The sequence below is a fragment of the Arthrobacter sp. RIT-PI-e genome, assembly GCF_001187915.1.
Lineage (GTDB): Bacteria > Actinomycetota > Actinomycetes > Actinomycetales > Micrococcaceae > Arthrobacter_D.
In genome coordinates, this window is record NZ_LGIU01000049.1 from 78249 (window position 1) to 102324 (window position 24076).

Genomic DNA, 24076 nt, shown 5'->3' on the forward strand with positions numbered 1-24076 from the left:
GGGGCGCTGGTAGGTTTGCCCCATGAATGATCTCGCGATCGCCCGCGCAGCCGTGGTCCGTCCCATCGAGGAGATCGCCGACACCGCAGGTATTCCGCGCGAGGCATTCGAGTTCCACGGCCGGTACAAGGCCAAGCTGGACCCCGATCTGCTGCCGGTCCGGTCAGGGCGGTCCGGCAAGGTGGTGCTGGTCACCGCCATGAGCCCCACCCCGGCCGGGGAGGGCAAGTCCACCTGCACCGTGGGACTCGCCGACTCCCTGGCACGTGCCGGGCAGTCCGTGATGATCGCCCTCCGCGAGCCGTCCCTCGGACCCGTCCTCGGGATGAAGGGCGGTGCCACCGGTGGGGGCTACTCGCAGGTGCTCCCCATGGACGAGATCAACCTGCACTTCACGGGCGACTTCCACGCCATTACCTCCGCGAACAACGTGCTGGCGGCCCTGATCGACAACCACGTCCACCAGGGCAACGAGCTCGGGATTGACCCGCGCCGCATCACCTTCAAACGGGTGCTGGACGTCAACGACCGCGCACTGCGCGAGGTGGTGATCGGCCTCGGCGGCCCCATCCAGGGGACCCCGCGCCAGGACGGGTTCGACATCACGGTGGCCTCGGAGATCATGGCGGTGTTCTGCCTGGCCACGGACCGCGAGGACCTCAGGGAACGCCTCGGGAACATCACCTTCGGCTACAGCTACGACCGCATGCCGCTCACCGTCCGGGAGCTCGGGGTCGAGGGCGCACTCGCTCTGCTGCTCAAGGACGCCATCAAGCCCAATCTCGTGCAGACCATCGCCGGCACGCCCGCGCTGGTGCACGGGGGTCCGTTCGCCAACATCGCCCACGGCTGCAACTCGGTGATCGCCACGCGGACCGCCCGGCAGCTCGCCGACGTCGTGGTCACCGAGGCAGGGTTCGGCGCGGACCTCGGTGCCGAGAAGTTCATGGACATCAAGGCCCGTGCGGCGGATCTCCCACCCGACGCCGTGGTGCTCGTGGCGACCGTCCGTGCCCTGAAGATGCACGGCGGGGTGACCCGGACGGACCTCGACGTCCCCGACACCGCAGCACTGCAGGCCGGGACGGCGAACCTCCTGCGCCACGTCCGCAACATCGAGAAGTTCGGGATCTCCCCCGTGGTGGCGGTCAACCGGTTCACCACGGACTCGGACGAGGAACTCGCGTGGCTCCTCGACTGGTGTGCGGAGGCGGGTATCGAGGCCGCGGTGGCCGACGTCTGGGGTCAGGGCGGCGGGGGTCCGGGGGGCGACGAGCTCGCCGCGAAGGTGCTCACCGCTCTGGACCGGGACGTCGATTTCACCCCGCTCTACCCCCTCGAGCTGTCGGTCGAGGAGAAGATCCGGACCATCGTGCGGGAGATCTACGGGGCGGACGACGTCGAGTTCTCCGCGCAGGCACGGCGGCGACTGGCCGAGATCGAGGCCAACGGGTGGTCCGGACTCCCGGTGTGCATGGCGAAGACGCAGTACTCCTTCTCCGACGACGCGAGCCTGCTCGGGGCCCCCAGCGGGTTCACCGTGCACGTCCGTGACCTGATCCCGAAGACGGGGGCAGGTTTCGTCGTGGCGCTGACCGGTTCGGTGATGACCATGCCCGGTCTCCCCAGGGAACCGGCCGCCCTGCGCATGGACGTGGACCGGGAGGGCAACGCGGTGGGGCTCTTCTGAGCCCTGCTCTCAGGTGGGGTCGGGACGCAGGGATCGCGCCCGTCGTCGTGCCCGCACCCCGGAACGGTGCGGCCGCAGGGTCAGGTACAGGGCGGCCACGCTGGCGGCAACGAAGCCGCCGACGAACCAGGCGGTGGCGGGGTCCGAGGCCAGGAGTCTCGGGATGAGCCGTGACGGCACCGTCGCGGCGAACCCGAAGGCGATCAGCAGGCCGAGATAGCTGCCCACCATGTTCCCGACGTGGGAGGCCCGGTCACCGCGCACGGCACCCACGATGCCGAGGGTCACCGTGACGACGGTGAAGGCGGACAGGCCGTGCAGCCAGCTGAAGTGACCGTCGCTCACGATCCAGAAACTGCTCAGGCACACGTAGTACATCGCCGCCGCCCAGGTGTAGCCGAGCATCCGGTGCGTCCGGTCACGGCGCCTGCGCAGGATGTTGACGGGGCCGATCGTCAGTGCGTAGAGCGCCGCGACCACGTGGGTGGCGATGAGGGGGGTCCAGTCCATGGACGTCAGGATAGTGTAGGTATCCACTCCTGGATACCTGGATATCCACGGGGTATCGGACTATCCGTGCGGAGGAGAGGGAACCCGATGAGACTCGCCGAACTCAGTGACGTGTCCGGTGTCAGCCCGGCGAGCATCAAGTTCTACCTCCGGGAGGGACTGCTCGACGCCGGGGAGCGGGTGAATTCCACCCGCGCCTCCTACGGCGAGCAGCACGTGCGGCGCCTCCGGCTGATCACCGGGCTGCGCTCGGTGGTGGGGCTGGGCCTTCCGGAGGTACGGAGGATCATCGAGGCCGCGGTGGGTGCGGACGATCTGCCCGGACGACGACTGGCCCTGCTGGGGACGGTGCAGTCGGTGGTGCTCCGCCTGGGGGACGAGCAGCCGGACGCCTCCCCCGCCGTGGACGCCCTGCTGCGGGATCTGGACTGGCCCGACGCGCCGAGCGAGGCGCGCAGCGCGGTGGACCGGCACCTCGCGGAGATGGAAGCGGCCGGAGTGCCCGTGGACCGGACCACCCTCGCGGTGTACGGGCGGGCGGCCGACCTCGTCGCCGACGTCCAGCTCTCCGAGACGGATGCCCGGGCGGAACTGGAGGACTTCATCCTCATGGCGGCCGTGGGCCTGCACATGCACCAGCGGTTGATCCTCACGATCCTCGGCCTCGCCCAGGCGAGCCACTCGATCCGGCGCTACGGCCCCGGGGACCACGCCGGGCCAGGACCGGGACGGCCCTGAGGCGTCCTCTCCGAAGGATCCGCCGGACCGCTCCTCGCCCACCCGCCCGCGGACGCGCCCGGACCCTTCTCGACCCACAGCAGCGGGCAGCGGGCCGTTAGGCTCGGTGGATGGCCTCAGGTACGGGAAGGCGCGGACCCTTCCGCATCGGCGTCCCCTCCCGTGCGGACCCCGTGCTGAAGCAGCTGGTGGAGGGTGTCGGAGGTCCGCTGGGCCGGCACGCGGACCCGGGCCGGACGGCTCCCGCCTGGTTCACGGTGCAGCGCGTGCTCATCCTCCTCACCACGGGTGCCGTGGTGCTGGCCGTCCTCGTGAAGAACCCGTGCCGCGTGGACGGGTGGTCCTCGCCCGACTACTTCTACCGCGCCTGCTACTCGGACTGGGCGGAGCTGTACCGCAGCAGGGGGTTCGGTGACGGGGTGCTGCCCTTCATCACCCCGGGCACACTGTTCGAGTACCCCGTGCTGCTGGGTCTGCTGGCCTCGGGTACCGCGCTGCTCGTGGACCTGCTCGGCGGCGGGACGGGCCCGGAGGCGCGGACGCTCCTCTACTTCGACGTCAACGCGGTGCTCCTGGCCGTGGTCTGGCTCCTGACCGTCCTCGCCACGCTCCGCCTGTCGAGCCGGCGCCCGTGGGACGCCGCGATCGTCGCCGTCTCGCCGGTGGTCATCCTCGCCGGCACCATCAACTGGGATCTGTGGGCGGTGCTGCTGGCCACCGTGGGGATGCTGGCCTTCGCACGGAACCACCCACTCCTCGCGGGTGCTCTCTGGGGTCTCGGCACCGCCGTCAAGCTGTATCCGGTACTGCTGCTCGGGGCGGTCCTGGTGCTGCCGCTGCGCCCCGGCCTGTACCGGCCCCTGCTCCTCGCGGCCGGAGGTACGGCCCTCACCTGGTGCGCCGTCAACCTGCCGTTCCTGCTGAGGGATCCCACTGCCTGGGCCTACTTCCTCACCTTCTCCGAGACACGACCGGCGGGGGTCTCCCCCGGGTGGTACGTCTTCACCCAGCTGGCCGGCCAGCGGGGCCCGCCGTCCTGTCCCCGTCCGTGATCAACGGCGGGGCCCTGGGACTGTTCCTGCTCGCCTGCGGGGCGATCGCGGTCCTCACGCTCCGAGCCGCACGGCGCCCGCGTCTGGCCCAGCTCGCGCTGCTGATCGTCGGGGCATTCGTGCTCTGCAACAAGGTGTACTCGCCCCAGTACGCGCTGTGGTTGATCCCCCTCGTCGCGCTCGCGGTGCCGCGCTGGCGCGTGGTGCTCCTCTGGCAGCTCGCCGAGGTGCTGCACTGGTGGGCGGTCTGGCTCTATCTCGCCGGACGGACGGCTGGGGGGCTTCCCGAGCACAACCTCGGCCTGGACGTCTACGCACTCGCCGTGGCAGTCCATATTCTTGCAACGGCATACATCATGGCCGTGGTGGTACGGGACATCGTCCGGCCCCACCGTGACGTCGTCCGGCGGATCGGCATCGACGATCCGCAGGGAGGCCCCTTCGACGGCCGACCCGACCGTCGCCCGCGTCGCGTAGGTACGACGGCGGCGAGCGCGACCGGACGGGGTCCGGGGCGCGCGGCTCCGCTAGGCTGGCAGGATCGCGAGGGGACTCCGCGCCTCCCGGCCTCCCCGGGCCCGCGAGGAGGGACGGCGTCCCGTCCCGGACCGAGCGGAACCCCGTCCCCACCAGCGGAAGATGTCCAGTGAGTGCACCACCCCTGACCTACACCCGGCTCGATCGCACCGCCTTCGAGGAGATCGCGGACGCACACCCGGAGGTTGTCATCCCCCTCGAGCAGAGCCCGCACTGGGTGGAGTTCGAGAACGCCCTGGGACGCACCCCGCTGGGGATCTGGGCCTACCGTGACGCGGCGGGTTCCCTCGTGGCGACGGCGAGTTTCCTCCACGTGGTGCGGCGGCTCCGCGAGTCCGTGGTGGTGGTGAACGGACCTGTGTGGTTCGGCGAGCGCACTCCTGCCGCCGAGCGGCTCCTCCTCGGGACGATCAGGCAGCAGTTCCTCGACCGGGCGGGGATGGACCCGCTCTACGTGCGGCTGCAGGTGGCCACGCCCCAGCCCCCGGCCACCGGCCCGATCGAGCACGGCTGGTACGAACGCGAGATCGTGGTGGATCTCACGCCGTCCGAGGGTGAGATCCTCAAGGGTTTCCGGCCCAATGCACGCAACAGCATCCGCCGTGCGCAGCGGAACGGGGTGGAGGTCCGGCATGTTCCCCGCGAGGAATGGGCCGGGGTGTTCGCCACCCAGCTGTACCCGATCATGCAGGAGACCGCGGAACGCGACGGCTTCGTGTCCTTCGACTCCTCCTACTACGAGACCCTGCTCACGGTGCTCGGGGACCATCTCCGGCTCCTGGTGGCGTACCAGGACGGAACCCCGCTGAGCTGGCTGATCACCACGGAGTACCGCGGGTACTCCGTGTACTACTTCGCCGGGAGCACGCACGCGGCCCGCACCACCTTCGCGCCGTACCTGCTGCTCTGGGAGACCTTCCGGACGCTGAAGAGCGCCGGGAACACCGCATGCGGCCTGACCGGCATCGTGAGCGAGAACTATCCCGGCCTGGCGAACGTGACCACGTTCAAGCGGAACTTCTCGAAGCAGGTGGTGGTGGTTCCCACCACCTACGACGTCCCGCTCCACCCGCGGCGGTACCGCGCCGTGGCCGCCCTGCTGCGGGCACGGCGCACCGCGCCCACCCTGGTACGGGCTGCCGTACGGCGTGCCGGCGGGCTGGTGCGCGGCGCCGCAGCAGGAGAGGGCGCAGCACAGCTCACACCACGAGGAACCGCACAGGACAGCTCGACGAGCTGACGCCGGGTCGGGCGGTGTGCCGTTCCGACCCGGCGTCGTCCCGCTCCCACGAAAGGACGCACCATGCCCGATGTCGAGGTCGTAGGCGCCGGACCCAACGGTCTGGCGGCCGCCGTCGTGATGGCGCGGGCGGGGCTGTCCGTGCGCGTCCACGAGGCTGCGCCGACCATCGGTGGTGGATCGCGCACCGTGGAACTGATGGAGAAGGACCACCTCCATGACTTCTGCTCCGCCGTGCACCCCATGGCGCTCGCCTCACCCTTCTTCCGCGCCTTCGGACTGAGCCGCCGGATCGGGTTCGCCGTCCCGGAGGTCTCCTTCGCCCACCCGCTCGACGGCGGCCGGGCCGGGATCGCCCACCGCAGCATGGACAGGACCGTCGAGGGGCTGGGCGTGGACGGGGAGGTGTACCGGAGGCTCGTGGAGCCGCTGAGCCGGCTCGACGAGGACATTCTCGAGTTCACCCTGAACTCGGTGCTCCGGATCCCGAGGAACCCCGTGGCCGCGGTGCGCTTCGGCCTCGCGGTACTGGACCAGGGACTGCCCACCTGGAACCGGCGTTTCACCACGGACGAGGCAAAGGCGCTCGTGACGGGCGTCATGGCGCATCCCGTGGGCACGCTGCCCTCCTTCGCGGGCGCGGGCGCCGGGCTGGCACTGAACCTCCTGGCGCACACGGTGGGCTGGGCCATCCCGGTGGGCGGTTCGCAGGCCATCGCGGATGCCATGGCGCTCGACATCCTGCAGCACGGCGGGGTGATCGTCACCGACAGCCGGATCGACTCCCTCGCCGAGGTCTCCGACGCACGCGTGGCCCTGCTCGACGTGGCGCCGTCCACCTTCCGGGCCATGTCCCGTGGCCGCCTCCCGTCCGGGTACCGCGCGGCGCTGAAGGCCTTCACCTACGGGAACGCGGCCTGCAAGGTGGACTTCATTCTCTCCGGTCCCGTGCCGTGGACCCACCCGGACCTGCACCGGGCCGGGACGGCACACCTCGGGGGTCCCCGGGAGGAGATCGCGGCGGGGGAGAAGTCGGTGAACCAGGGGCGGCACCCGGACAGCCCCTACGTGCTCCTGTCCCAGCCGTCCTCCTTCGATCCCACCCGGGCACCGGAGGGCAGGCACGTGCTGTGGACGTACTGCCACGTGCCCCGCGGGTCCACCCGCGACATGGCCGAGGCCATCACCGCGCAGATCGAGCGTTTCGCGCCGGGCTTCCGGGACGTGGTGGTCCGCACCCACACCACCACCGCGCAGGAGCTCGAGGCGTACAACTCCAACTACGTGGGCGGCGACTTCAGCAGCGGGGCGGTGAACCTGCGCCAGATCATCGCCCGCCCCGTGCCGTCCCTCCAGCCGTGGGCCACGCCGCTCGACGGCGTCTACCTCTGCTCCCAGTCCACGTCCCCGGGTCCGGGGGTGCACGGCATGGCCGGGTTCAACGCCGCGAGGCTGGCCCTGGGACGGGAGTTCGGGCTGCCCGTCCCCGCACTCGGGCCCTGACCGTCCCGACCGCGCATCCCCCGGCTGTGGAGGTGCTCACCGAACCGTTGGATCAGGGCCTCCGCAGGAATTCGCACGCAACGGCGGATGCACTCGGTGGTGATCGTGATATCTGGCACTGTATGAGACATGACTTCCGAACCTGATGCACGCGTGGCCCTCGTCATCGAGGACGACGCCGATGTGCGCCAACTGCTGGTCATGACCCTCGGCATGAACGGGTTCACCATCTTCGAGGCGGCGAACGGGCGCCAGGGTGTTGCGCTGGTCCGGGAGCACCAGCCGGATCTCGTGACCCTGGACCTGAATCTCCCGGACATCGACGGCGTGGAGGTGTGCCGGCAGATCCGCCCCCTCACCGACGCCTACGTCATCATGATCACCGCACGCCAGGACGAGATCGACCGCCTGATCGGCCTGGAGATCGGCGCCGACGACTTCGTGGTCAAACCCTTCAGCCCCCGTGAGGTGGGCGCACGGGTCAATGCCATGTTCCGGCGTCCTCGGAGCACCGTGCGCAACGTGACCCAGCCACTGATCAAGGCGGGGACGGAGCGGAGCGCACCCGAGGCGCCCTCCGCTCCACCGGTGTCCCCCGAACAGGACGACGTCGAGGGGCTGTTGCGGCACGGCCCCCTCAGCATCGACCAGGAGGGCCGCATCGCCCTGCTCGACGGCGTGGAGCTCCCGCTCACGCGCATCGAGTTCGACCTCCTGGCCGCCCTCGTCTCCGGACCGCGACGCGTCTGGCAGCGGGAGACCCTGCTCTCACGCATCTGGGGTGACGGCTGGGTCAACGACCAGCACCTCGTGGAGGTCCACATCCGCAACCTGCGGAAGAAACTGGGCGAGGACACCAAGGCCCCGCGCTTCATCCGCACCGTACGCGGCGTGGGTTACCGGATGATGCCGGCCAGCGCCGACTGAAATTCACCGGCGAGGGCGCGCAGGCGGTCCACGAGCGCCGCGTGGGAGGTGGGGTCGGTGACCAGGTCCAGGGCCACCGACGAGTACTCGGCCAGGCGGCGCGCGCCCACCATGGACGCACTGACGTTGAGGCTGAGGATGGCCACCACGGCAGCCTCGGAGTCCTGCGACCTGAAGGCCTCCTCGATGCCCGCGATACGCTCCGGGAGCATCCGGGCGAAGAGGGTGGCGAACTGGAGGGCTCCGGTGGGGTTGTCCAGTTCCTCCGCGAGGCTGTCGTAGACGCCCCGGTCGAGGACGGGGAGAGGGAGCAGGTGCTCACCGTGCAGGGCGTCGGACCGTGCATGGTCGGGGCCGTGGTGCACGTGTGTCCTCGCGTCGTCGTGCTTCGGCCGGTTCCAGAGCATCATGGGCATCTCCCCCACGAGTACGCCGAGTGGTCCGGGGTACGGAGGGTGCTGTGGGCGCACCGGCTCGCCGGGGTCGCGGGCGGGAAGCCGATCGTGCTCATACCTGCTCCTCTCGCCGTCATGGGTTCTCCGCGGTGCACCTCCGCGGGTGGGTCCGGGATGGGGTGTCCCAGAACTCCACTGTGTACCACGCGGATGAAATGGGCCGTCGGGCAAACCCGAAAGAAAACCGAAGAAACGGCGAAGGTCACCGGGTGCGGCGGCGTCCGTGCCGGCCGACCACTCGGGAGAAGGTACGGGGACCACCCGGGAAGGGTCTGCGGCCATGTGCTGTGCAGGTCGGCATCCTGCACGCCGCGCCGTCACGCAGCCCTCGTCCCCGCTGACGGCAGAACTCGAGCCGGACGCCGAGGCCGTACGGCCGGCGGCGCCCCGTCGCGGTCCGGGCGCGGCACTGCCGGGCCCGGACGCCGCCCATGCTCCTACCGGCCCGGGACCGCCGGTTCCTGCGTGCGTCCGGTGTCCGCCTGGGCGAGCATCTCCCGCACCAGCGGGATCACCTCGGTGCCGTACAGCTCGATGCTGTGCATGAGCTTCTCGTGCGGCAGCGGACCGGCGCTGTACTTGAGGTCGAAGCGGTCGATCCCGAGGGTCTGCACGGTGGTGGCGATCTTCCTGGCCACGGTCTCCGGGGACCCCACGTACAGGGAGCCGTGGTCCGCCTCGCGCTCGAACTCGGCGCGCGACGTCGGACCCCAGCCGCGCTCGCGGCCCAGGCGGTCGCGCATGATCCGGTTGTCGGGCCACAGCTCCTCGCGCGCCTGCTCGTCCGAGTCGGCGATGTATCCGGGGGAGTGGACGCCGATGGGCAGCGGAGGCTGCCCGAGCTGGTCCAGGGCCCGGTGGTACAGGTCCACGTACGGGGCGAAGCGCGCGGGGTCACCACCGATGATGGCGAGCATCATGGGCATCCCGTAGCGGGCCGTCCGCACCACGGACTCGGGGCTGCCACCGACGCCGATCCAGGTCTTCAGGCGCCCGCTCGAGGTCTTCGGGTACACCTCGTGGTCCTTGAGCCCGGGCCGGGTGGTGCCGGACCACGTGACCGGCTCCTCCTTGAGCAGTTCGGCGAAGAGCTCGAGCTTCTCCTCGAAGAGGCGCTCGTAGTCGGAGAGTTCGTAGCCGAAGAGGGGGAAGGACTCGGTGAAGGAGCCGCGCCCCAGGATCACCTCGGCGCGGCCGTTCGACGCGGCGTCGAGGGTGGCGAACCGCTGGTAGACGCGCACGGGGTCGTCCGAGCTGAGCACGGTGACGGCGGACCCGAGCCGGATGCGCCTGGTCTGCCCGGCGATCGCGGCGAGGACGGTCTCGGGGGCGGAGATCGCGAAGTCGTCGCGGTGGTGCTCACCGAGACCGATGAAGTCGACGCCCACCTCGTCGGCGAGGACGGCCTCGGCGATGACGTTGCGGATCACCTGGGGGTAGGGGACGGGGTTGCCGTCCTGCCCCCGGGTGACGTCACCGAAGGTGTCGAGTCCGAATTCCACTGTCCGTGCCATGATGATCCACCACTCCTGTGCCGAGTTCGCGGCCCTCCTGGACCTATTGGGAAGAACCGGGGCGCATCCGGCAATATTCCATGCATAAGCATATAACTTCTCCGGATGCTGCTCTCACACCAGCGTCACGAGCTTGCTCACGTGGTCGAACGTGAAGGTGACCTCCCGGGGGAGGGGCAGGTCCAGCACCAGGTTCGGTCCGCTCCGCATCCCGCGGACCCCGTAGTTCTCCTTCCAGGAGGCACCGAGAATCACCTTGTACTCGTAGTGTCCCGGATCCAGGGCGAGGGTCAGGGACCACAGGTCCTCGGTGGCGTCGTGGGAGAGCCGCAGCCCGGGATCGTCGGCCGCCCACGCCGGGCGGAGTGCCGCTCCGAACGGTTGCTGGTCGGTGGCGCCCGTCGAGCTGCCGGCGGGGAGGAAACCCCCCGCCAGACCCACGGAGCGGGAAGGCTTCTCTGAACCGGTGGCGGACGTCCGGGTAGGTGGAGCCGGGTGCGGCTCGGGATCGGTCGCACGGCTCACGGCACCTGAGATCTCCATCCGCCCCAGCGCCTCGCCCAGGGCGGACGGCGATGTGGCGGCAGCCCGGCCGGATGCCGTGAGGGACCAGCCGGCGTCGCCCTTGGCGAGCAGGCCGCTGTCCTCGAGCGAGTCGGTGGCCTTGAGGAACTCCTCGAACAGACCGCCCCGTGGTTCCTCGTGGTCCCCGACCTCGCGTGGTACGGCGGTGATGACCTCCTCGAGGAGGGTGCCGGGCATGCAGGGGGTGCGGTCCGGTGCGTGCTCCGCCATCAGGTGGACGAGGGTGCGGAGCCGACGCGCGGTGAGATCACGCATGGCAGTTCCTTCCAGGGTCGGCCGGATGCAGGTGGGTGGTGGGAATCAACCGTAAGCAGGCTGAAGATGGCCGATCAACCGCTGTGATCGCATTGTGATTCTCTCTGTGGACGGCCGGGAAGGTGCACCCACCGTGCGCCTCCTGTGCTCCCGTGTCCTTTGCCCCGTCCCGGCACCGCGCGGTAAGCTGTGGGACGGCTCACACCACCCAACTGAATACGCCCTCGATCTGCAGCGGGAGAGCTCTGCCGTTGACGCAACACCGGCAGGCGCCGTAGGAGCAAATCCTCCCCAGGAATCTCTCAGGCGAAAGTACCGCTGCGGTTAGGCAACTCTGGAAAGCAGCCCCGGACTCGCATCCGGCGCTCACCGACGGTGCAAGCAGGCACGGAGCCCTGCGGAAACTCTCAGGTCCCCTACAGAGCGGGGAGGAACCCGACCAGGCCCGCGCGCCCGCGCTCCCTCCACGTGCGGAGTTCCCAGGCCTCGCCCACCCCCCCCCCCCCCCCCGGCGCCCCCCCCCGCCGCCCGCCACATCGGCCCGCGCACCTCCGACGCCGGGCAGATGCTCGAGGTGCTCGGCTACCCGAGCCTCGAGAAGCTCGTGGACCTGGCCGTCCCCGCCAGCATCCGCCTCGACAGGGCCCTGGACCTGCCGGCCGCGCTCAGCGAGACCGAGGTCCTGGCGCAGCTCCGCCGGATCGCCGGACGCAACCGTACCGCCGTCCAGATGATCGGCCAGGGCTACTTCGACACCGTGACACCGCCGGTGATCCGCCGCAACGTGCTCGAGTCCCCCGCCGGGTACGCCGCGTGCACGCCGTCCCAGCCCGAGATCTCCCAGGGTCGCCTCGAGGCGCTGCTGAACTTCCAGACCATGGTGCAGGATCTCACGGCCCTGGACATCGCCAACGCCTCCCTGCTGGACGAGGCCTCCGCGGTCGCCGAGGCCGTGCTCCTCATGCGCCGCACCGGCAAGAACAAGGGCCGCACCGTCATCGACGCCGACGCCCTCCCGCAGACCGTGGCCGTGGTCCGCGGGCGCGCCGAGGCCCTCGGGTTCGACGTCGAGATCGCCGACCTCTCGGCCGGCCTGCCCGAGGGCGACGACATCAACGGGATCGTCCTCCAGCAGCCCGGCGCCTCCGGTGCGCTGCGCGACCACGCCGGCGTCATCGCCGCGGCCAAGGAGCGCGGCACCCTCGTCACCGTCGCCGCGGACCTCCTGGCCCTCACCCTCATCACCGCACCGGGCGAGCAGGGCGCGGACATCGCCGTCGGCTCCGCCCAGCGCTTCGGTGTGCCCCTGTTCTTCGGCGGGCCGCACGCCGCCTACCTGGCCGTCCGCAAGGGCCTCGAGCGCATGCTCCCCGGCCGCCTGGTCGGGGTGTCCAAGGACGCCGACGGCGCACCCGCCTACCGTCTGGCCCTGCAGACCCGCGAGCAGCACATCCGCCGCGAGAAGGCCACGAGCAACATCTGCACCGCGCAGGCCCTGCTGGCCATCGTGGCCTCGATGTACGCCGTCTACCACGGGCCCGAGGGTCTGACGGCAATCGCACGCACCGTGCACCGGCGCGCCGTCGACCTCGCCGCCGCCCTCGAGGGGAGCGACGCCGAGGTGGTGCACAGTGCGTTCTTCGACACCCTCCTGGTCCGGGTGCCCGGCAGGGCCGCGGAGTACGCGGATGCCGCCGAGGCGGAGGGCTACAATCTCCGCCGCGTGGACGCCGACACCCTCGGCATCTCCTGCGACGAGACCACCACGGCCGAGCACGTGGCCGCGCTCGCCGGGATCTTCGGTGGCACGGTGGATGATGCAGCACAGCACGGCGAGCGCATCCCCGGGGACCTGCACCGCACGTCCTCCTTCATGACGCACCCGGTGTTCTCCCTGCACCGTTCCGAGACCGCGATGCTCCGCTACCTGCGCAGGCTCTCGGACAAGGACCTCGCACTGGATCGCACCATGATCCCGCTGGGATCCTGCACCATGAAGCTCAATGCCACCGTGGAGATGGAGTCCATCTCGTGGCCCGAGTTCGCCTCGATCCACCCGTTCGCGCCCGAGAGCCAGACCGAGGGGTGGCGCGAGCTGATCACCGACCTCGAGGACCGGCTCGCCGAGATCACCGGGTACGCCCGCGTGTCCCTGCAGCCCAACGCGGGCTCCCAGGGTGAGCTCGCGGGACTGCTGGCCATCCGCGGGTACCACCGCTCACGCGGCGACGAGAACCGCACCGTCTGCCTCATCCCCTCCTCCGCGCACGGCACCAATGCTGCGTCCGCGGTGCTCGCGGGCATGAAGGTGGTGGTGGTGGCCACCGCGGACAACGGCAACATCGACCACGACGACCTCCTGGCGAAGATCGAGCAGCACGCCGGGAACCTCTCGGCCATCATGATCACCTACCCCTCCACGCACGGCGTGTTCGAGGAGGACGTCCGCTGGGTCTGCGAGCAGGTCCACGCAGCCGGCGGGCAGGTGTACATCGACGGCGCCAACCTCAACGCCCTCGTGGGACTCGCGCAGCCCGGTGAATTCGGCGGGGACGTCTCCCACCTGAACCTGCACAAGACGTTCTGCATCCCGCACGGCGGTGGCGGTCCCGGCGTCGGACCCGTGGCCGTGGCCGAGCACCTGGCACCGTTCCTGCCCGGGAACGCGAACCGCGACATTGCCACCGACGGCGGTCCGGAGGCCGCGGGAGGCACCCCCGTGTCCGGGTCCATGTACGGTTCGGCCGGCGTGCTACCCATCTCCTGGGCGTACGTGGCGCTGATGGGATCCGAGGGGCTCACCAGTGCGACGGCGCACGCGCTGCTGGCCGCGAACTACGTGGCCGCGCGCCTGACCGAGCACTTCCCCGTGCTCTACACGGGCGTGCAGGGTCTCGTGGCGCACGAGTGCATCCTGGATCTGCGCCCGCTGACCGCGGCCACCGGGGTCACGGCCGAGGACGTGGCCAAGCGCCTGATCGACTACGGCTTCCACGCGCCCACGCTCTCCTTCCCCGTGGCGGGCACGCTCATGGTGGAGCCCACCGAGTCCGAGGACCTCGCCGAGCTGGACCGTTTCGTCGAGGCGATGATCGCCATCCGCGGTGAGATCGACCGCGTGGCGAACGGCGACTTCGGCCTCGAGGAGAGCCCGCTGCGGCAGGCGCCGCACACCGCCCAGGCACTGGTCAGCGACGAGTGGACGCAGGCGTACCCGCGGGAGCTCGCGGCGTACCCGCTGCGGAGCCTCCGGCAGGACAAGTACTTCCCGCCGGTGCGCAGGATCGACGGCGCCCACGGCGACCGCAACCTGATCTGCTCCTGCCCGCCCATCGAAGCCTTCGAGAACTAGGACCACGTCTTTCCCATGAGTGAGCAGAGCAAGCACACCGCCCTGTACAGCGAGCACCAGGCGCACGGCGCCTCCTTCACGGACTTCGGCGGGTGGCAGATGCCCCTGAAGTACCGCAGCGAGCTCGAGGAGCACCACACCGTCCGGAAGGCCGCAGGTCTCTTCGACCTCTCCCACATGGGCGAGGTGCTGGTGAGTGGACCGCGGGCGGGGGAGTTCCTCAACCACGCGCTGGTGAGCAACCTCGCGGTGATCCCCGTGGGCAAGGCCAAGTACTCGCTGATCTGCACCCCCGAGGGGGGTGTGATCGACGATCTCATCACCTACCGCCTCGCCGAGGACTCGTTCCTCGTGGTGCCCAACGCCTCCAACGCGGACGTGGTGGCCGAGGAGCTGCGGCAGCGTGCCGAGGGCTTCGACGTGGCCGTGGAGGACCAGTCGGAGACCACCGCGCTGATCGCCGTCCAGGGCCCGACGGCGGAGGCCGTGCTCCTCGGCCTCGCCCGCCCGGAGGACGCCGATCGCGTGCGGGAGCTGAGGTACTACGCCGCGGTGGAGATCGAGCTCGCGGACATCCCCGTGCTCCTGGCCCGCACCGGGTATACCGGTGAGGACGGCTTCGAGATCTTCGTGGGCACCAGCTTCGCGGCACGCCTCTGGGAGGCCGCATTGCAGGCGGGGGACGGTCACGGACTCCTGCCCTGCGGACTCGCCGCGCGCGACTCCCTGCGCCTCGAGGCGGGGATGCCGCTCTACGGGAACGAGCTCGGCCTGGACACCAACCCGTTCGAGGCCGGCCTCGGCCCCGTGGTCAGCGTCAAGAAGACCGAGGACTTCGTGGGCCGCTCCGTCCTGGAACCCCTCAAGACCGTGGAGCCCGCGCGTCGCCTCGTGGGTCTGCGAGCCGCCGGGCGGCGGTCGGCGCGCGCCGGGTACGACGTCGTCGTGGACGGTGCGCGGGTGGGCACGGTGACCTCCGGTCTGCCGAGCCCCACCCTCGGGTACCCCGTGGCGCTCGCCTACGTGGACAGCGCGTACGCGGACCTCGGTACCGAGGTGCAGGTGGACCTCCGTGGGCGGCCCGAACCGTTCACGGTGATCCCCACCCCGTTCTACCGGCGCGTCCCCGTGGTCGTCCCGGCGTGAGCATCAGCGCCTTCGACCTCTTCAAGATCGGCATCGGCCCCTCCAGCTCCCATACCGGCGGACCCATGACCGCCGCGTACCTCTTCACCGAGCTGCTCCGGTCCTCCGGACGGTTCGACGAGGTGCAGCGCGTCCAGGTGGACCTCTTCGGGTCCCTCGGCGTCACCGGTCACGGGCACGGCACCGTGAAGGCCGTGCTGCTCGGGCTGGAGGGGGAGCAACCCCACCTGGTGGATCCGACGACGGCGGACGCCCGTGTCGCGTCGATCGGCGAGCTCCGCTCCCTCGAGCTGGCAGGGCGCTCCCGGATCACGTTCGACCCGGGGGCGGATGTGATCCTGCACCGCGGTCAGCGTCTGGACTACCACACGAACGGTATGCGTTTCTCTGCATATGATGCATCATCCGAGTGCATTCTGCAGCGGGAATACTTCTCCGTGGGTGGCGGATTCGTGCTCGACGAGGACCAGATCGGTGCGGAGACCATCGCCATGGATCCTGCTCCGGTACTGCACCCCTTCGACACCGCGGACCAGCTCCTGGACATCTGCCGGACCACGGGGCGCTCCTTCTCCGATGTGGTGCTTGCGAACGAGCTCGCCTGGCGCAGTGAGGACGAGGTGCGCGCCGGACTGCTGGAGATCTGGTCCGTCATGCAGGACACCATCCGCCGGGGTACCACCACGGGCGGCATCCTGCCCGGGGGCCTCAGTGTGCGACGCCGGGCGGAACGCCAGCGGCAGCTCCTGGAGAAGGCGGACGACCCCGAGGACCGCCTCGGCACGATGGAGTGGGTCACGCTCTTCGCGCTGGCCGTCAACGAGGAGAACGCAGCCGGTGGCCGGGTGGTCACGGCACCCACCAACGGCGCGGCTGGGATCATCCCCGCGGTCCTGAAGTACTACGTGGACTTCGTGCCGGGCGCCGACGAGGCCGGGGTGGTCAGGTTCCTCCTGGCCGCCACGGCCGTCGGGTCCCTGTTCAAGAAGAACGCCTCCATCTCCGGGGCCGAGGTGGGGTGCCAGGGCGAGGTGGGATCCGCCTGCGCGATGGCCGCCGGCGCACTGGCCGAGGTGCTCGGCGGCACTCCCGAGCAGGTGGAGAACGCCGCGGAGATCGGGATCGAGCACAACCTCGGGCTCACCTGTGACCCGGTGGGCGGGCTGGTGCAGATCCCCTGCATCGAGCGGAACGCCGTGGGAGCCATGAAGGCCATCACCGCCGCCCGGATGGCGGTACGGGGGGACGGGCAGCACCACGTCTCGCTCGACGTTGCCATCAAGACCATGCGCGACACCGGTGCGGACATGATGGACAAGTACAAGGAGACCGCACGGGGCGGGCTGGCCCTGAACGTGGTGGAATGCTGACGCTGCGTGGCTGAGCTGCCCGTCAGCATCGAGGTGGTCCCGGCCGGGGGGCTCGTCGCGCGCCTCCGCGACCGGTTGCCGGGTTCCGCCGTCCTCGCCGTCACCTGCCTCCCGCAGCACGGCCCCGCCAGGACCGTGGACACGGCGGTGGGGCTGGTGGGCGCCGGGTCGCCCGCCGTCCCGCACCGCGCGGCGCGCTCCGGGGCGAGCCGGCGGGAGCTCGCCGAGTACGTGTCCCGCTTCCGGGACGCCGGGATCACCGGCGTCTTCGTGGTGGGCGGCGAGGCCGGCGAGCAGGCCGGACCGTATGCCTGGAGCGGGGGCCTGCTGGAGGATCTCGCCGAGCTGGGCGGGGGTTCCCTCCGGCTCGGCGTCGCCGCGTACCCCGAGGGGCACCCGGACACGGCGCCGGACGTGCTGGCCGAGGATCTCCGTTCCAAGCAGGAGCTCGCCTCGTGGTGTGTGACTCAGCTGTGCTTCTCGCCCGAGATCCTCGCCGGGTTCCCGGCGCGGCTCCGGGCCGATGGCGTGACCCTGCCCGTCTGGGCGGGTGTCCCGGGTCCCGTGCACATGACGAAGCTGCTCACCCTGGCCGGCCGGATCGGGGTGGGCTCCTCCCTCGGGTTCCTCCGGCGCTCCGCCGGAGGAGCACGGACGGGGTCGGCGGTGCGGCAACTGCTCTCGAGTGCTGCCTACGATCCTTCGCCGCTGGTACGTGCGATCGAGGGTGCGGGGTATGCGGGCCTGCACGTGTACAGCTTCAACGACCTCGCGGGGCTCGCCGGGTCGGGGCTGGTGGGTGGATCCCGCTGAGCCGCCCCAGCGGTGCCCTGCCCCCAGCGGTTCACTGCCTCGTCCGTCGGATGTGGGCAGGTTGCCAGCGGGCCTCACCGCAGCGGGTCGAAGCGCACCACCAAGCTGCGCGCCTCGGGGCGCAGGATGTGGTCCGGCCAGACGTCGGGCCCGCAGGCGCGTGAACCGAGGCCGTTCTGGGCGGCATCGAGCCAGAGGTACACCGCATCGGATGCGGGCAGCTCGTGCGGATGAGCGGCGGCCGCGACCTGCTCGGCGGTGTGCCGGCGCAGGGTGAAGCCGGGCCGGCGGCCCTGCGCATCCGGTGCCGTCTCGATGCGCAACCACGGCGATCCGTCCTCGAAGATCGTCAGTTCCCGTAACTCGGTGCGGTGCCCGCTCTCCTGCGGGCGGGCATAGTCCACCACGAGGTCGTCGACGTCGGCGGCGTAACGGCCCACGAGCGCAGAACGCCGGCTGTCCGGGTACGATTCACGCTCGCCCGTACCGAACCATTCCGCGTGGTCCACGGAGCCGGGCAACTGGAAGCGGATGCCGATCCGCGGCCAGTGCATCCGCCAGTCCCCGGTGGGGACGAGGTCCACCCGCAGCACCAGGGCGTCACCGTCGCGGCTCCACCGTTCGTGCGAGAGCAGTGCCTGCTTGGAGTCGGCAGCGGCGTGGACCACCCTGCGCCCTGCGGGCAGTATCTCCGCGACGCGTGCGCTCAACCGGTCCAGGCCCGCGTGCCGCCACAGATCCGCGGATGAGGGGGCGAGCGCGCCGAGGCCGCGATTCGACCACGGATCAGCCAGATCGTAGCTACCGAAGCCGCCCTCGTGCAGGGCGGACCCGCCTTCGTCGTTGTCGGTCGGCGCACGCCACAGCTCGGCGCGTGGGCCGGAAACGGGGAGTCCGGCCAGGGCCGTGACCCGGCCCTGGGTCACGCCCTCGACGGCGGGACCCGATCGTGGCCAGGACACGGCAGGAGCTGCCGCCAGCTCGAGCTGCTCGGCCACGATCACGTGTCCGGCCGGGGCCCACGGCGCCTCCGCCCGGAGCACGGCCTCCACCGTGAGCCAGGTCTCCCCCTGGATCGTGGTGTCCGGGCGTGGGACCCGGGCGATGCTGCCCGCGTCCAGGTGCCCGATGTCTTCCAGCACACCGGAGTTTCCCAGGTGCCCGTCGTGTGTCACCGTCCAGCGGAACTCGAGGTCACCGGCGTCGGCCGTGTGCCGCTTGTTCTCGACCATGATCTCGTCGCCGTGGAACCGGATCCGCACGGGCGAGACCACGTGCTTCCACTCGTGCAGTCCCGGGGTCGCGGTGCCGTCCGAGAGCACCATGCCGTCCATGACGAAGTTGGCGTCGTGCACGATCTCTCCGAAGTCGCCGCCGTAGGCGTAGTACTCGACCCCCTCGGGGGTCCTGGTGCGCAGGCCGTGATCACGCCATTCCCACACGAAGCCGCCGTGCAGGCGCGGATACTCGTCGACCAGGCCCTCGTACTGGTCGATGGCGCCCGGCCCGTTACCCATCGCGTGCACGTACTCGCACAGGAGGAACGGTTTGGAGCGCTGGCGGGCCGACTCGGCGGCCGAGCACCCCAGCAGCAACGATCGGTCGTCGTCCCGACCGATCGCGCGCGTCTCGGCGATCGAGGAGTACATCCGCGAGTACACCTCCGTGTACGCACCGGTGTAGTCACCCTCGTAGTGCACCGGACGCCCGGGATCGCGCTCGTGCACCCACGCCGACATCGCGGCGAGATTCGCTCCGCTGCCGGACTCGTTGCCGAGCGACCACAGGATGATCGACGGGTGGTTCTTGTCGCGCTCGACGGTGCGCTCGATACGCTCGAGGTACGCCTCCCGCCAGTCCGGATCGTCGCTGGGGTTGCCGCGCCATTCCTCGTGTGCGATGCCACGCTTCTCGAAGGCATGCGTCTCCAGGTCGCACTCGAGGACCACCCAGAAGCCCAGTTCGTCCGCGAGGTCGAGCAGGCTCGGGTGCGGCGGGTAGTGGCTGGTGCGGATCGCGTTCACGTTGAACCGCTTCATCTGCATCAGGTCCTCGCGGGCGAAGTCCTCGTCGAACCCCCTGCCGCGATCGGGATGGGTCTCGTGCCGGTTCACGCCGTGGAACGTGACCTGGCGGCCGTTCACCAGGAAGCGGTCGCCGCGGATCTCGACGGTGCGGAAGCCGATCCGCAGCTCGATCGTCTCGACGGCGTTCGCGACGGTCACCTCGTAGAGCCGTGGAACCTCGGCCGACCACGGCTCGACGTCGTCGATCTCGACGGGCGCCACCTCACCGGTCGAGCTCCAGGTGACGTCGATGCCCAGCTCCGGTACGCGCAGGGTGACCGGGAAGGTTCCGCCGGGCAGTTCCGTGCCGAGCACCCCGCCGCCGTCGTCGTAGGAGGCGCGCAGCCAGACGTCGTCCACCCCGCCCGCGGGCCGCGCCTGCAACGTCACCGAGCGGAAGATCCCCGGCAGCCACCACTGGTCCTGGTCCTCCACGTAGGAGGCGGCCGACCACTGGTTCACCCGCACCACGATCAGATTCTCACCGGGACGGACCAGCGCGGTCACGTCGTACTCGTGCGCGAGCCTGCTACCGCCCCCGGTGCCGACGCGCGCGCCGTCCCCCCAGCCGGCGAACGGGGCCTCGACCCCGGCGAAGCGCACCACCCCCGCCGAGTCGGGCCACTCGGGCAGTGTGAAGGTGCGCCGGTAGTCACCGGTGGGATTGTCGTCGGGTACGTGCGGCGGGTCGATCGGGAAGGGCATCTGCACGTTCGTGTAGATCGGTGCGCCGTGGCCGTGCAGTACCCAGTGCGCCGGTACCGGGAGCGTGTCCCACGCGGAGTCGTCGAAATCCGGGTCCGCCACCGCGTCCGCCGCTTCGCCCACGGGCAGCACAGCGGAGGATCCAGGTGCGTGGGGATCACCGGCGAGCAGCCGGAACTTCCAGTCACCGTCCAGTGACAGCATCGGCGCACTCGAACGCAGCCAGGAACGGGCCGGCAGGGTGCCGGTGGAGACAAGGGTCACTTGACGGATCCTTCGGTCAGACCCCCTCGCCAGAAACGCTGCAGGACGATCATGGCGATGGCGAGCGGGATGATGGACAGCAGAACACCGCCCGTGGTCAGTTCGTAGAACTCGGGCAGCCGATCGACCTGGCTGCGCCAGTTGTTCAACCCGAGGGTGATCGGGAAGAGCTCCGTGTCGCTGAGCATCACCAGCGGTAGGAAGTAATTGTTCCAGATCCCGACGAGCTGGAAGAGGAACACCGTGACCAGTGCGGGGGTCAGGATCCGCAGCCCGACCGTGTGGAAGATGCGCAACTCGCTCGCGCCGTCGATCCGGGCCGCCTCGATGATGGCCGTGTCCACCGTAGCCTGCGCGTAGATCCGGCAGAGGAACAGACCGAACGGCGAGACCAAGGAGGGGATCAGGACACTCCAGTAGGTGTTCGCGATGCCGATCTGGCTGAACAGCAGGAACAACGGCAGCGCCGTGGCCGTCCCCGGCACCAGCACTCCAGCGAGGATGGTACCGAAAACGAGCTTGCTGCCCCGGAACTCGTACTTGGCGAGGGCGTATCCACCGGCCGCGGCGATGTAGGTCGCGAGCAGTGCGCCGACGCCCGCGTAGAGCACGGAGTTGAGGAACCAGCGGATGAAGATACCGCCGTCGTAGCTGAGTACCTGACCCAGGTTGTCCCACAGTGCGAAGGTCGGCGCGAACCAGAAGCCGTGCGTGGTGAACAGGTCCTCGGTGCTCTTGGTCGCCGCGACGACCACCCAGTAGACCGGGACGAGGAAGTAGAGCGCGACGATCACCAGGATCCCGGTGACGATGATCGGAGTGCCGCGGTTGTGACCGGCAGAGCGGTCCGACCTCCGGTTCTTCACCGGAACCTCGGGGTCGACGGTCGCGGTGGTGTCGGTCCTGGTTCTGAGGGTGTCGGTCATGAGCTCTTCCGATTCGTGAGCGAGAGGAAGGTGAAGGAGAGTGCGAACGCGACGACCGCGATCAGTACCGCCTGCGCAGCGGCGACGTTGTAGTCGTTGTAGGCGAACGCCGTCGTGTAGGCACTGAGGTTCGGTGTGTACTGGCTGTCGATTGCCGGCGCGACGGTCTGGAGCACCTGCGCCTCCGCGAACAGCTGCAGCGTGCCGATGATCGAGAAGATCGTGGTCAGCACGAGAGCCGGGCGGATCAGGGGCAGCTGGATGCTCGTCGCGACGCGGAAGGTGGATGCGCCGTCCACTCTGGCAGCCTCGTACAGCTCGACCGGGATCGACTTCAGCTGAGCGATGATGATCAGCATGTTGTAACCCGTATAGCTCCAGAGCGAGATGTTCGCGATCGACCAGAGCACCGTGTTCGCGGCCAGGAAATCGGGCTGCAGACCCACGAGGTTCGCCACGTCGATGATCGGGCTGAGACCGGGCACGTAGAGGAAGGACCAGAGGATGGTCGCGATGACCCCCGGCACTCCGTACGGCAGGAAGTACGCGGCGCGGAAGAAGCCCGGCCAGCGTGCGGATGCGGATTCGAGCATCAGTGCCAGCAGGGTGCACAGGGCGATCATGACCGGCACCTGCACGATCCCGAAGAGGAACATCCGGCCGATCGAGGCGATGAAGTTGCCGTCGGAGAGAGCCTGGGCGTAGTTGTCGAATCCGGCGAAGCTCTGCGTGACGCCCTCCTCGCCGAAGAGGCCGGAGCGGGTGACGCTGGTGAGGCTGGAGCCGATCGCCACGACGATGGGTACCAGGAAGGTGAAGATGAACAGGGCCAGGAAGGGAGCCAGCAGGATCCATGGGGCGCGTCTGATCGGGTTGGAGCGGCTGGTACGCCTCACTCCACCACGGGAGTCGGAGCGGACGGCGGATGGGGTGCTTGCCGCGGTGCTCATGCCGATTCCTTCCTGATACTCAGACCCTTGTTCTCGAAGACCGTGATGATCTGCTGCTCGGCCTGCGCCACCGCGTCGACGAGGGCCAGACCACCGGCCTTCTGACGAAAACCGTCGCTGAGGATGTTGAACGACTGCTGCGTGACCGGCCACCAGGACCAGTCGGGGTTCTGGTCGGCCGCGGCGGGCACCAGGATCTCCTCGTTGTAGTTCTCGCCCGAGAAGAACTCACTCGGCCCCCGGCGGGAGGCTCCGATCTCCCCCACGGCGGGTGACCAGCCGATGCCGGAGTTGGCAATCATCGCATCGATGCCCTCCTGACTCGTGGTCATCCAGACCGCGAACTCGAGTGCCTCCCTCGGGTGCTTGCTGTTCGCGAACACCGCGGCGGTCGATCCGCCGAGGAAGCTGGATCCGTAACCCGTCCCGCTCCAGGTCTGCATGGGCGCGACTCTCCACTTGCCGGAGCCGCCGTTCACGCCCTGGATGAGGGCGTCCCCCCAGCTCCCCGTGGTGCAGGAGGCGATGCCCCCGGACGCGGCTGCCGCGAACCATGCCGGCGAGTATGCGCCGTAGCCGGTCTGCACGAGATCCTGATCGATGGCCCTGTCGAAGAACTCGGCCACCTGCAGGGTCGCGGGATCGGTCATGTTGATGACCCAACCGCCCTCCTCCGTCCGCAGCCACTGGGCGCCTGCCTGAGTGGCGAAGGCGCAGAAGACAGAGGCGTCCGCGAGGGGGAAGCAGTCGATGTACGAGTCGACCCCCCGCAGTTCGGTGGCGATCGCAGCCCAGTCGTCCCAGGAGGCCGGCGGAGTTGCACCTACCTGGTCGAGCACCTCCGGCTGGTAGAAGAACGCCATCGGTCCGGAGTCCTGCGGGATCCCGTAGACGCCCCCGGTGTAGCTGACCTGACCCCACAGCGTCGGGTCGTAGCGGTCGGCGAAGTCCTGCGCCCCGTAACGGGAGAGATCGACGAGACCGTTCACGAGCATGAACTCCGGCAGCGAGCGCATCTCGACCTGACCGATATCGGGGCCCCCACCGGCGGCAAGGGCGGAGTAGAGCTTCTGGTAACCGCCGGCGTTACCTCCGGGGATCCAGACCGCTTCGACCTGGACGTTCGGATTCTGGCGGTTCCAGACGTCGGCGACGTTCTGCAGGTCCTTCAGCCATGCCCAGTACTGCAGCGTGATCTTCTCGCCTGCAGCCACCGGCTCGATCACCGGAGCCGAATTGATCGAGGTGGTACCAGGAGTGGCACAGCCGCTGAGCGCGCCGAGCGCGGCAGTTCCCAGTCCTGCCGTCAGGAAATGTCTTCGAGAAAAAGCCATGATCCGCCTCTCACTTCGTCGTGATGTGACGACGCTAACAGAAGAATTCCGCTATTCACCTGATGTTCGGCCGTGAATGTCGGAGCGCACTGCATCGCTTCGTGCGAGAGGGATGCCCGGGCCGAGTGGACCCTGGCGTGGGTG

The 24076-nt window shown here is 69.7% G+C and carries 19 protein-coding genes and 1 riboswitch; of the genes, 11 read left to right on the plus strand and 8 right to left on the minus strand.

Going from position 1 to position 24076, the window contains the following annotated elements; translation table 11 throughout:
* Positions 1–22: 22 nt before the first annotated feature.
* Positions 23–1690, plus strand: a complete 1668-nt coding sequence (locus AC792_RS06350; RefSeq protein WP_049829721.1) for a formate--tetrahydrofolate ligase — start codon at positions 23–25, stop codon at positions 1688–1690.
* 9 nt (positions 1691–1699) lie between these two features.
* Here AC792_RS06350 and AC792_RS06355 read toward each other — a convergent pair whose 3' ends face one another.
* Positions 1700–2200: a DUF2306 domain-containing protein gene (locus tag AC792_RS06355; RefSeq protein WP_049829722.1), complete on the minus strand. Its 501-nt coding sequence runs from the start codon at positions 2198–2200 to the stop codon at positions 1700–1702.
* 87 nt (positions 2201–2287) lie between these two features.
* Here AC792_RS06355 and AC792_RS06360 point away from each other — a divergent pair, with 87 nt between their 5' ends.
* The 6 genes from AC792_RS06360 (at position 2288) to AC792_RS06385 (ending at position 8197) form a co-directional block, all read left to right on the plus strand.
* Positions 2288–2938 (plus strand): MerR family transcriptional regulator, encoded by a 651-nt coding sequence (locus AC792_RS06360; RefSeq protein WP_049829723.1) that lies wholly within the window; start codon positions 2288–2290, stop codon positions 2936–2938.
* Between the two features lie 110 nt (positions 2939–3048).
* A complete protein-coding gene (locus tag AC792_RS16915) occupies positions 3049–3990 on the plus strand; it encodes a glycosyltransferase 87 family protein (protein WP_049829724.1) in 942 nt (313 codons plus the stop codon).
* Positions 3987–4640, plus strand: coding sequence for a hypothetical protein (locus AC792_RS16920; RefSeq protein ID WP_049829725.1), 654 nt, complete (start codon positions 3987–3989; stop codon positions 4638–4640). Before AC792_RS16915 ends, AC792_RS16920 begins: the two co-directional genes overlap by 4 nt.
* Positions 4637–5767: a lipid II:glycine glycyltransferase FemX gene (locus tag AC792_RS06375; RefSeq protein WP_049829726.1), complete on the plus strand. Its 1131-nt coding sequence runs from the start codon at positions 4637–4639 to the stop codon at positions 5765–5767. The genes AC792_RS16920 and AC792_RS06375 overlap by 4 nt, the downstream gene beginning before the upstream one ends.
* A gap of 63 nt (positions 5768–5830) precedes the next feature.
* Complete coding sequence (locus AC792_RS06380; RefSeq protein WP_049829727.1) at positions 5831–7270, plus strand: phytoene desaturase family protein; 1440 nt, start codon at positions 5831–5833, stop codon at positions 7268–7270.
* A 129-nt stretch (positions 7271–7399) separates the two neighbouring features.
* A complete protein-coding gene (locus tag AC792_RS06385; RefSeq protein ID WP_049829728.1) occupies positions 7400–8197 on the plus strand; it encodes a response regulator transcription factor in 798 nt (265 codons plus the stop codon).
* Here the strand turns inward: AC792_RS06385 and AC792_RS06390 are convergent.
* The 3 genes from AC792_RS06390 to AC792_RS06400 all read right to left on the minus strand — a co-directional run bounded on the left by AC792_RS06390 (position 8167) and on the right by AC792_RS06400 (position 11006).
* Positions 8167–8607 (minus strand): hypothetical protein, encoded by a 441-nt coding sequence (locus AC792_RS06390; RefSeq protein WP_049829729.1) that lies wholly within the window; start codon positions 8605–8607, stop codon positions 8167–8169. The two genes, AC792_RS06385 and AC792_RS06390, sit on opposite strands and share 31 nt — an antisense overlap.
* Before the next feature lie 482 nt (positions 8608–9089).
* Entirely contained in the window at positions 9090–10166 is a 1077-nt protein-coding gene (locus AC792_RS06395; protein WP_049829730.1) for an LLM class flavin-dependent oxidoreductase, read from the minus strand.
* 114 nt (positions 10167–10280) lie between these two features.
* Entirely contained in the window at positions 10281–11006 is a 726-nt protein-coding gene (locus AC792_RS06400) for a pullulanase X25 domain-containing protein (RefSeq protein WP_049829731.1), read from the minus strand.
* Positions 11007–11231: 225 nt separating this feature from the next.
* Positions 11232–11334: riboswitch (glycine riboswitch) on the plus strand.
* A 207-nt stretch (positions 11335–11541) separates the two neighbouring features.
* On the opposite strand from AC792_RS06400, the gene gcvP reads away from it, so the two are divergent.
* From gcvP to AC792_RS06420, 4 genes are read left to right on the plus strand one after another with little or no spacing between them, the layout of a single operon-like run.
* A complete protein-coding gene (gene gcvP / locus AC792_RS06405) occupies positions 11542–14358 on the plus strand; it encodes an aminomethyl-transferring glycine dehydrogenase (protein ID WP_049829732.1) in 2817 nt (938 codons plus the stop codon).
* A gap of 15 nt (positions 14359–14373) precedes the next feature.
* Positions 14374–15504 carry a glycine cleavage system aminomethyltransferase GcvT gene (gene gcvT, locus AC792_RS06410; RefSeq protein ID WP_049829733.1) on the plus strand — a complete coding sequence of 377 codons (1131 nt, stop codon included), beginning with the start codon at positions 14374–14376 and terminating at the stop codon, positions 15502–15504.
* Entirely contained in the window at positions 15501–16874 is a 1374-nt protein-coding gene (locus tag AC792_RS06415; protein WP_049829734.1) for an L-serine ammonia-lyase, read from the plus strand. The genes gcvT and AC792_RS06415 overlap by 4 nt, the downstream gene beginning before the upstream one ends.
* A gap of 6 nt (positions 16875–16880) precedes the next feature.
* Positions 16881–17687, plus strand: a complete 807-nt coding sequence (locus tag AC792_RS06420) for a methylenetetrahydrofolate reductase (protein WP_049829735.1) — start codon at positions 16881–16883, stop codon at positions 17685–17687.
* Positions 17688–17761: 74 nt separating this feature from the next.
* Here the strand turns inward: AC792_RS06420 and AC792_RS06425 are convergent, their stop codons facing one another.
* From AC792_RS06425 to AC792_RS06440, 4 genes are read right to left on the minus strand one after another with little or no spacing between them, the layout of a single operon-like run.
* Complete coding sequence (locus AC792_RS06425; protein ID WP_082177527.1) at positions 17762–20662, minus strand: glycoside hydrolase family 2 TIM barrel-domain containing protein; 2901 nt, start codon at positions 20660–20662, stop codon at positions 17762–17764.
* Positions 20663–20718: 56 nt separating this feature from the next.
* On the minus strand, positions 20719–21648 hold the full coding sequence (locus tag AC792_RS06430) for a carbohydrate ABC transporter permease (protein ID WP_049829737.1): 930 nt from the start codon (positions 21646–21648) through the stop codon (positions 20719–20721).
* Positions 21645–22598, minus strand: a complete 954-nt coding sequence (locus AC792_RS06435) for a carbohydrate ABC transporter permease (RefSeq protein WP_049829738.1) — start codon at positions 22596–22598, stop codon at positions 21645–21647. Before AC792_RS06435 ends, AC792_RS06430 begins: the two co-directional genes overlap by 4 nt.
* Positions 22595–23935 (minus strand): ABC transporter substrate-binding protein, encoded by a 1341-nt coding sequence (locus AC792_RS06440; protein WP_152916066.1) that lies wholly within the window; start codon positions 23933–23935, stop codon positions 22595–22597. The genes AC792_RS06435 and AC792_RS06440 overlap by 4 nt, the downstream gene beginning before the upstream one ends.
* Positions 23936–24076: the final 141 nt, after the last annotated feature.

Coding starts and splice junctions, on each gene's coding strand:
- AC792_RS06350 (WP_049829721.1), top strand. CDS start 23: ATGAATGATCTCGCGATCGCCCGCGCAGCCGTGGTCCGTCCCATCGAG.
- AC792_RS06355 (WP_049829722.1), bottom strand. CDS start 2,200: ATGGACTGGACCCCCCTCATCGCCACCCACGTGGTCGCGGCGCTCTAC.
- AC792_RS06360 (WP_049829723.1), top strand. CDS start 2,288: ATGAGACTCGCCGAACTCAGTGACGTGTCCGGTGTCAGCCCGGCGAGC.
- AC792_RS16915 (WP_049829724.1), top strand. CDS start 3,049: ATGGCCTCAGGTACGGGAAGGCGCGGACCCTTCCGCATCGGCGTCCCC.
- AC792_RS06380 (WP_049829727.1), top strand. CDS start 5,831: ATGCCCGATGTCGAGGTCGTAGGCGCCGGACCCAACGGTCTGGCGGCC.
- AC792_RS06385 (WP_049829728.1), top strand. CDS start 7,400: ATGACTTCCGAACCTGATGCACGCGTGGCCCTCGTCATCGAGGACGAC.
- AC792_RS06390 (WP_049829729.1), bottom strand. CDS start 8,607: ATGATGCTCTGGAACCGGCCGAAGCACGACGACGCGAGGACACACGTG.
- AC792_RS06395 (WP_049829730.1), bottom strand. CDS start 10,166: ATGGCACGGACAGTGGAATTCGGACTCGACACCTTCGGTGACGTCACC.
- AC792_RS06400 (WP_049829731.1), bottom strand. CDS start 11,006: ATGCGTGATCTCACCGCGCGTCGGCTCCGCACCCTCGTCCACCTGATG.
- gcvT (WP_049829733.1), top strand. CDS start 14,374: ATGAGTGAGCAGAGCAAGCACACCGCCCTGTACAGCGAGCACCAGGCG.
- AC792_RS06425 (WP_082177527.1), bottom strand. CDS start 20,662: ATGCTGTCACTGGACGGTGACTGGAAGTTCCGGCTGCTCGCCGGTGAT.
- AC792_RS06430 (WP_049829737.1), bottom strand. CDS start 21,648: ATGACCGACACCCTCAGAACCAGGACCGACACCACCGCGACCGTCGAC.
- AC792_RS06435 (WP_049829738.1), bottom strand. CDS start 22,598: ATGAGCACCGCGGCAAGCACCCCATCCGCCGTCCGCTCCGACTCCCGT.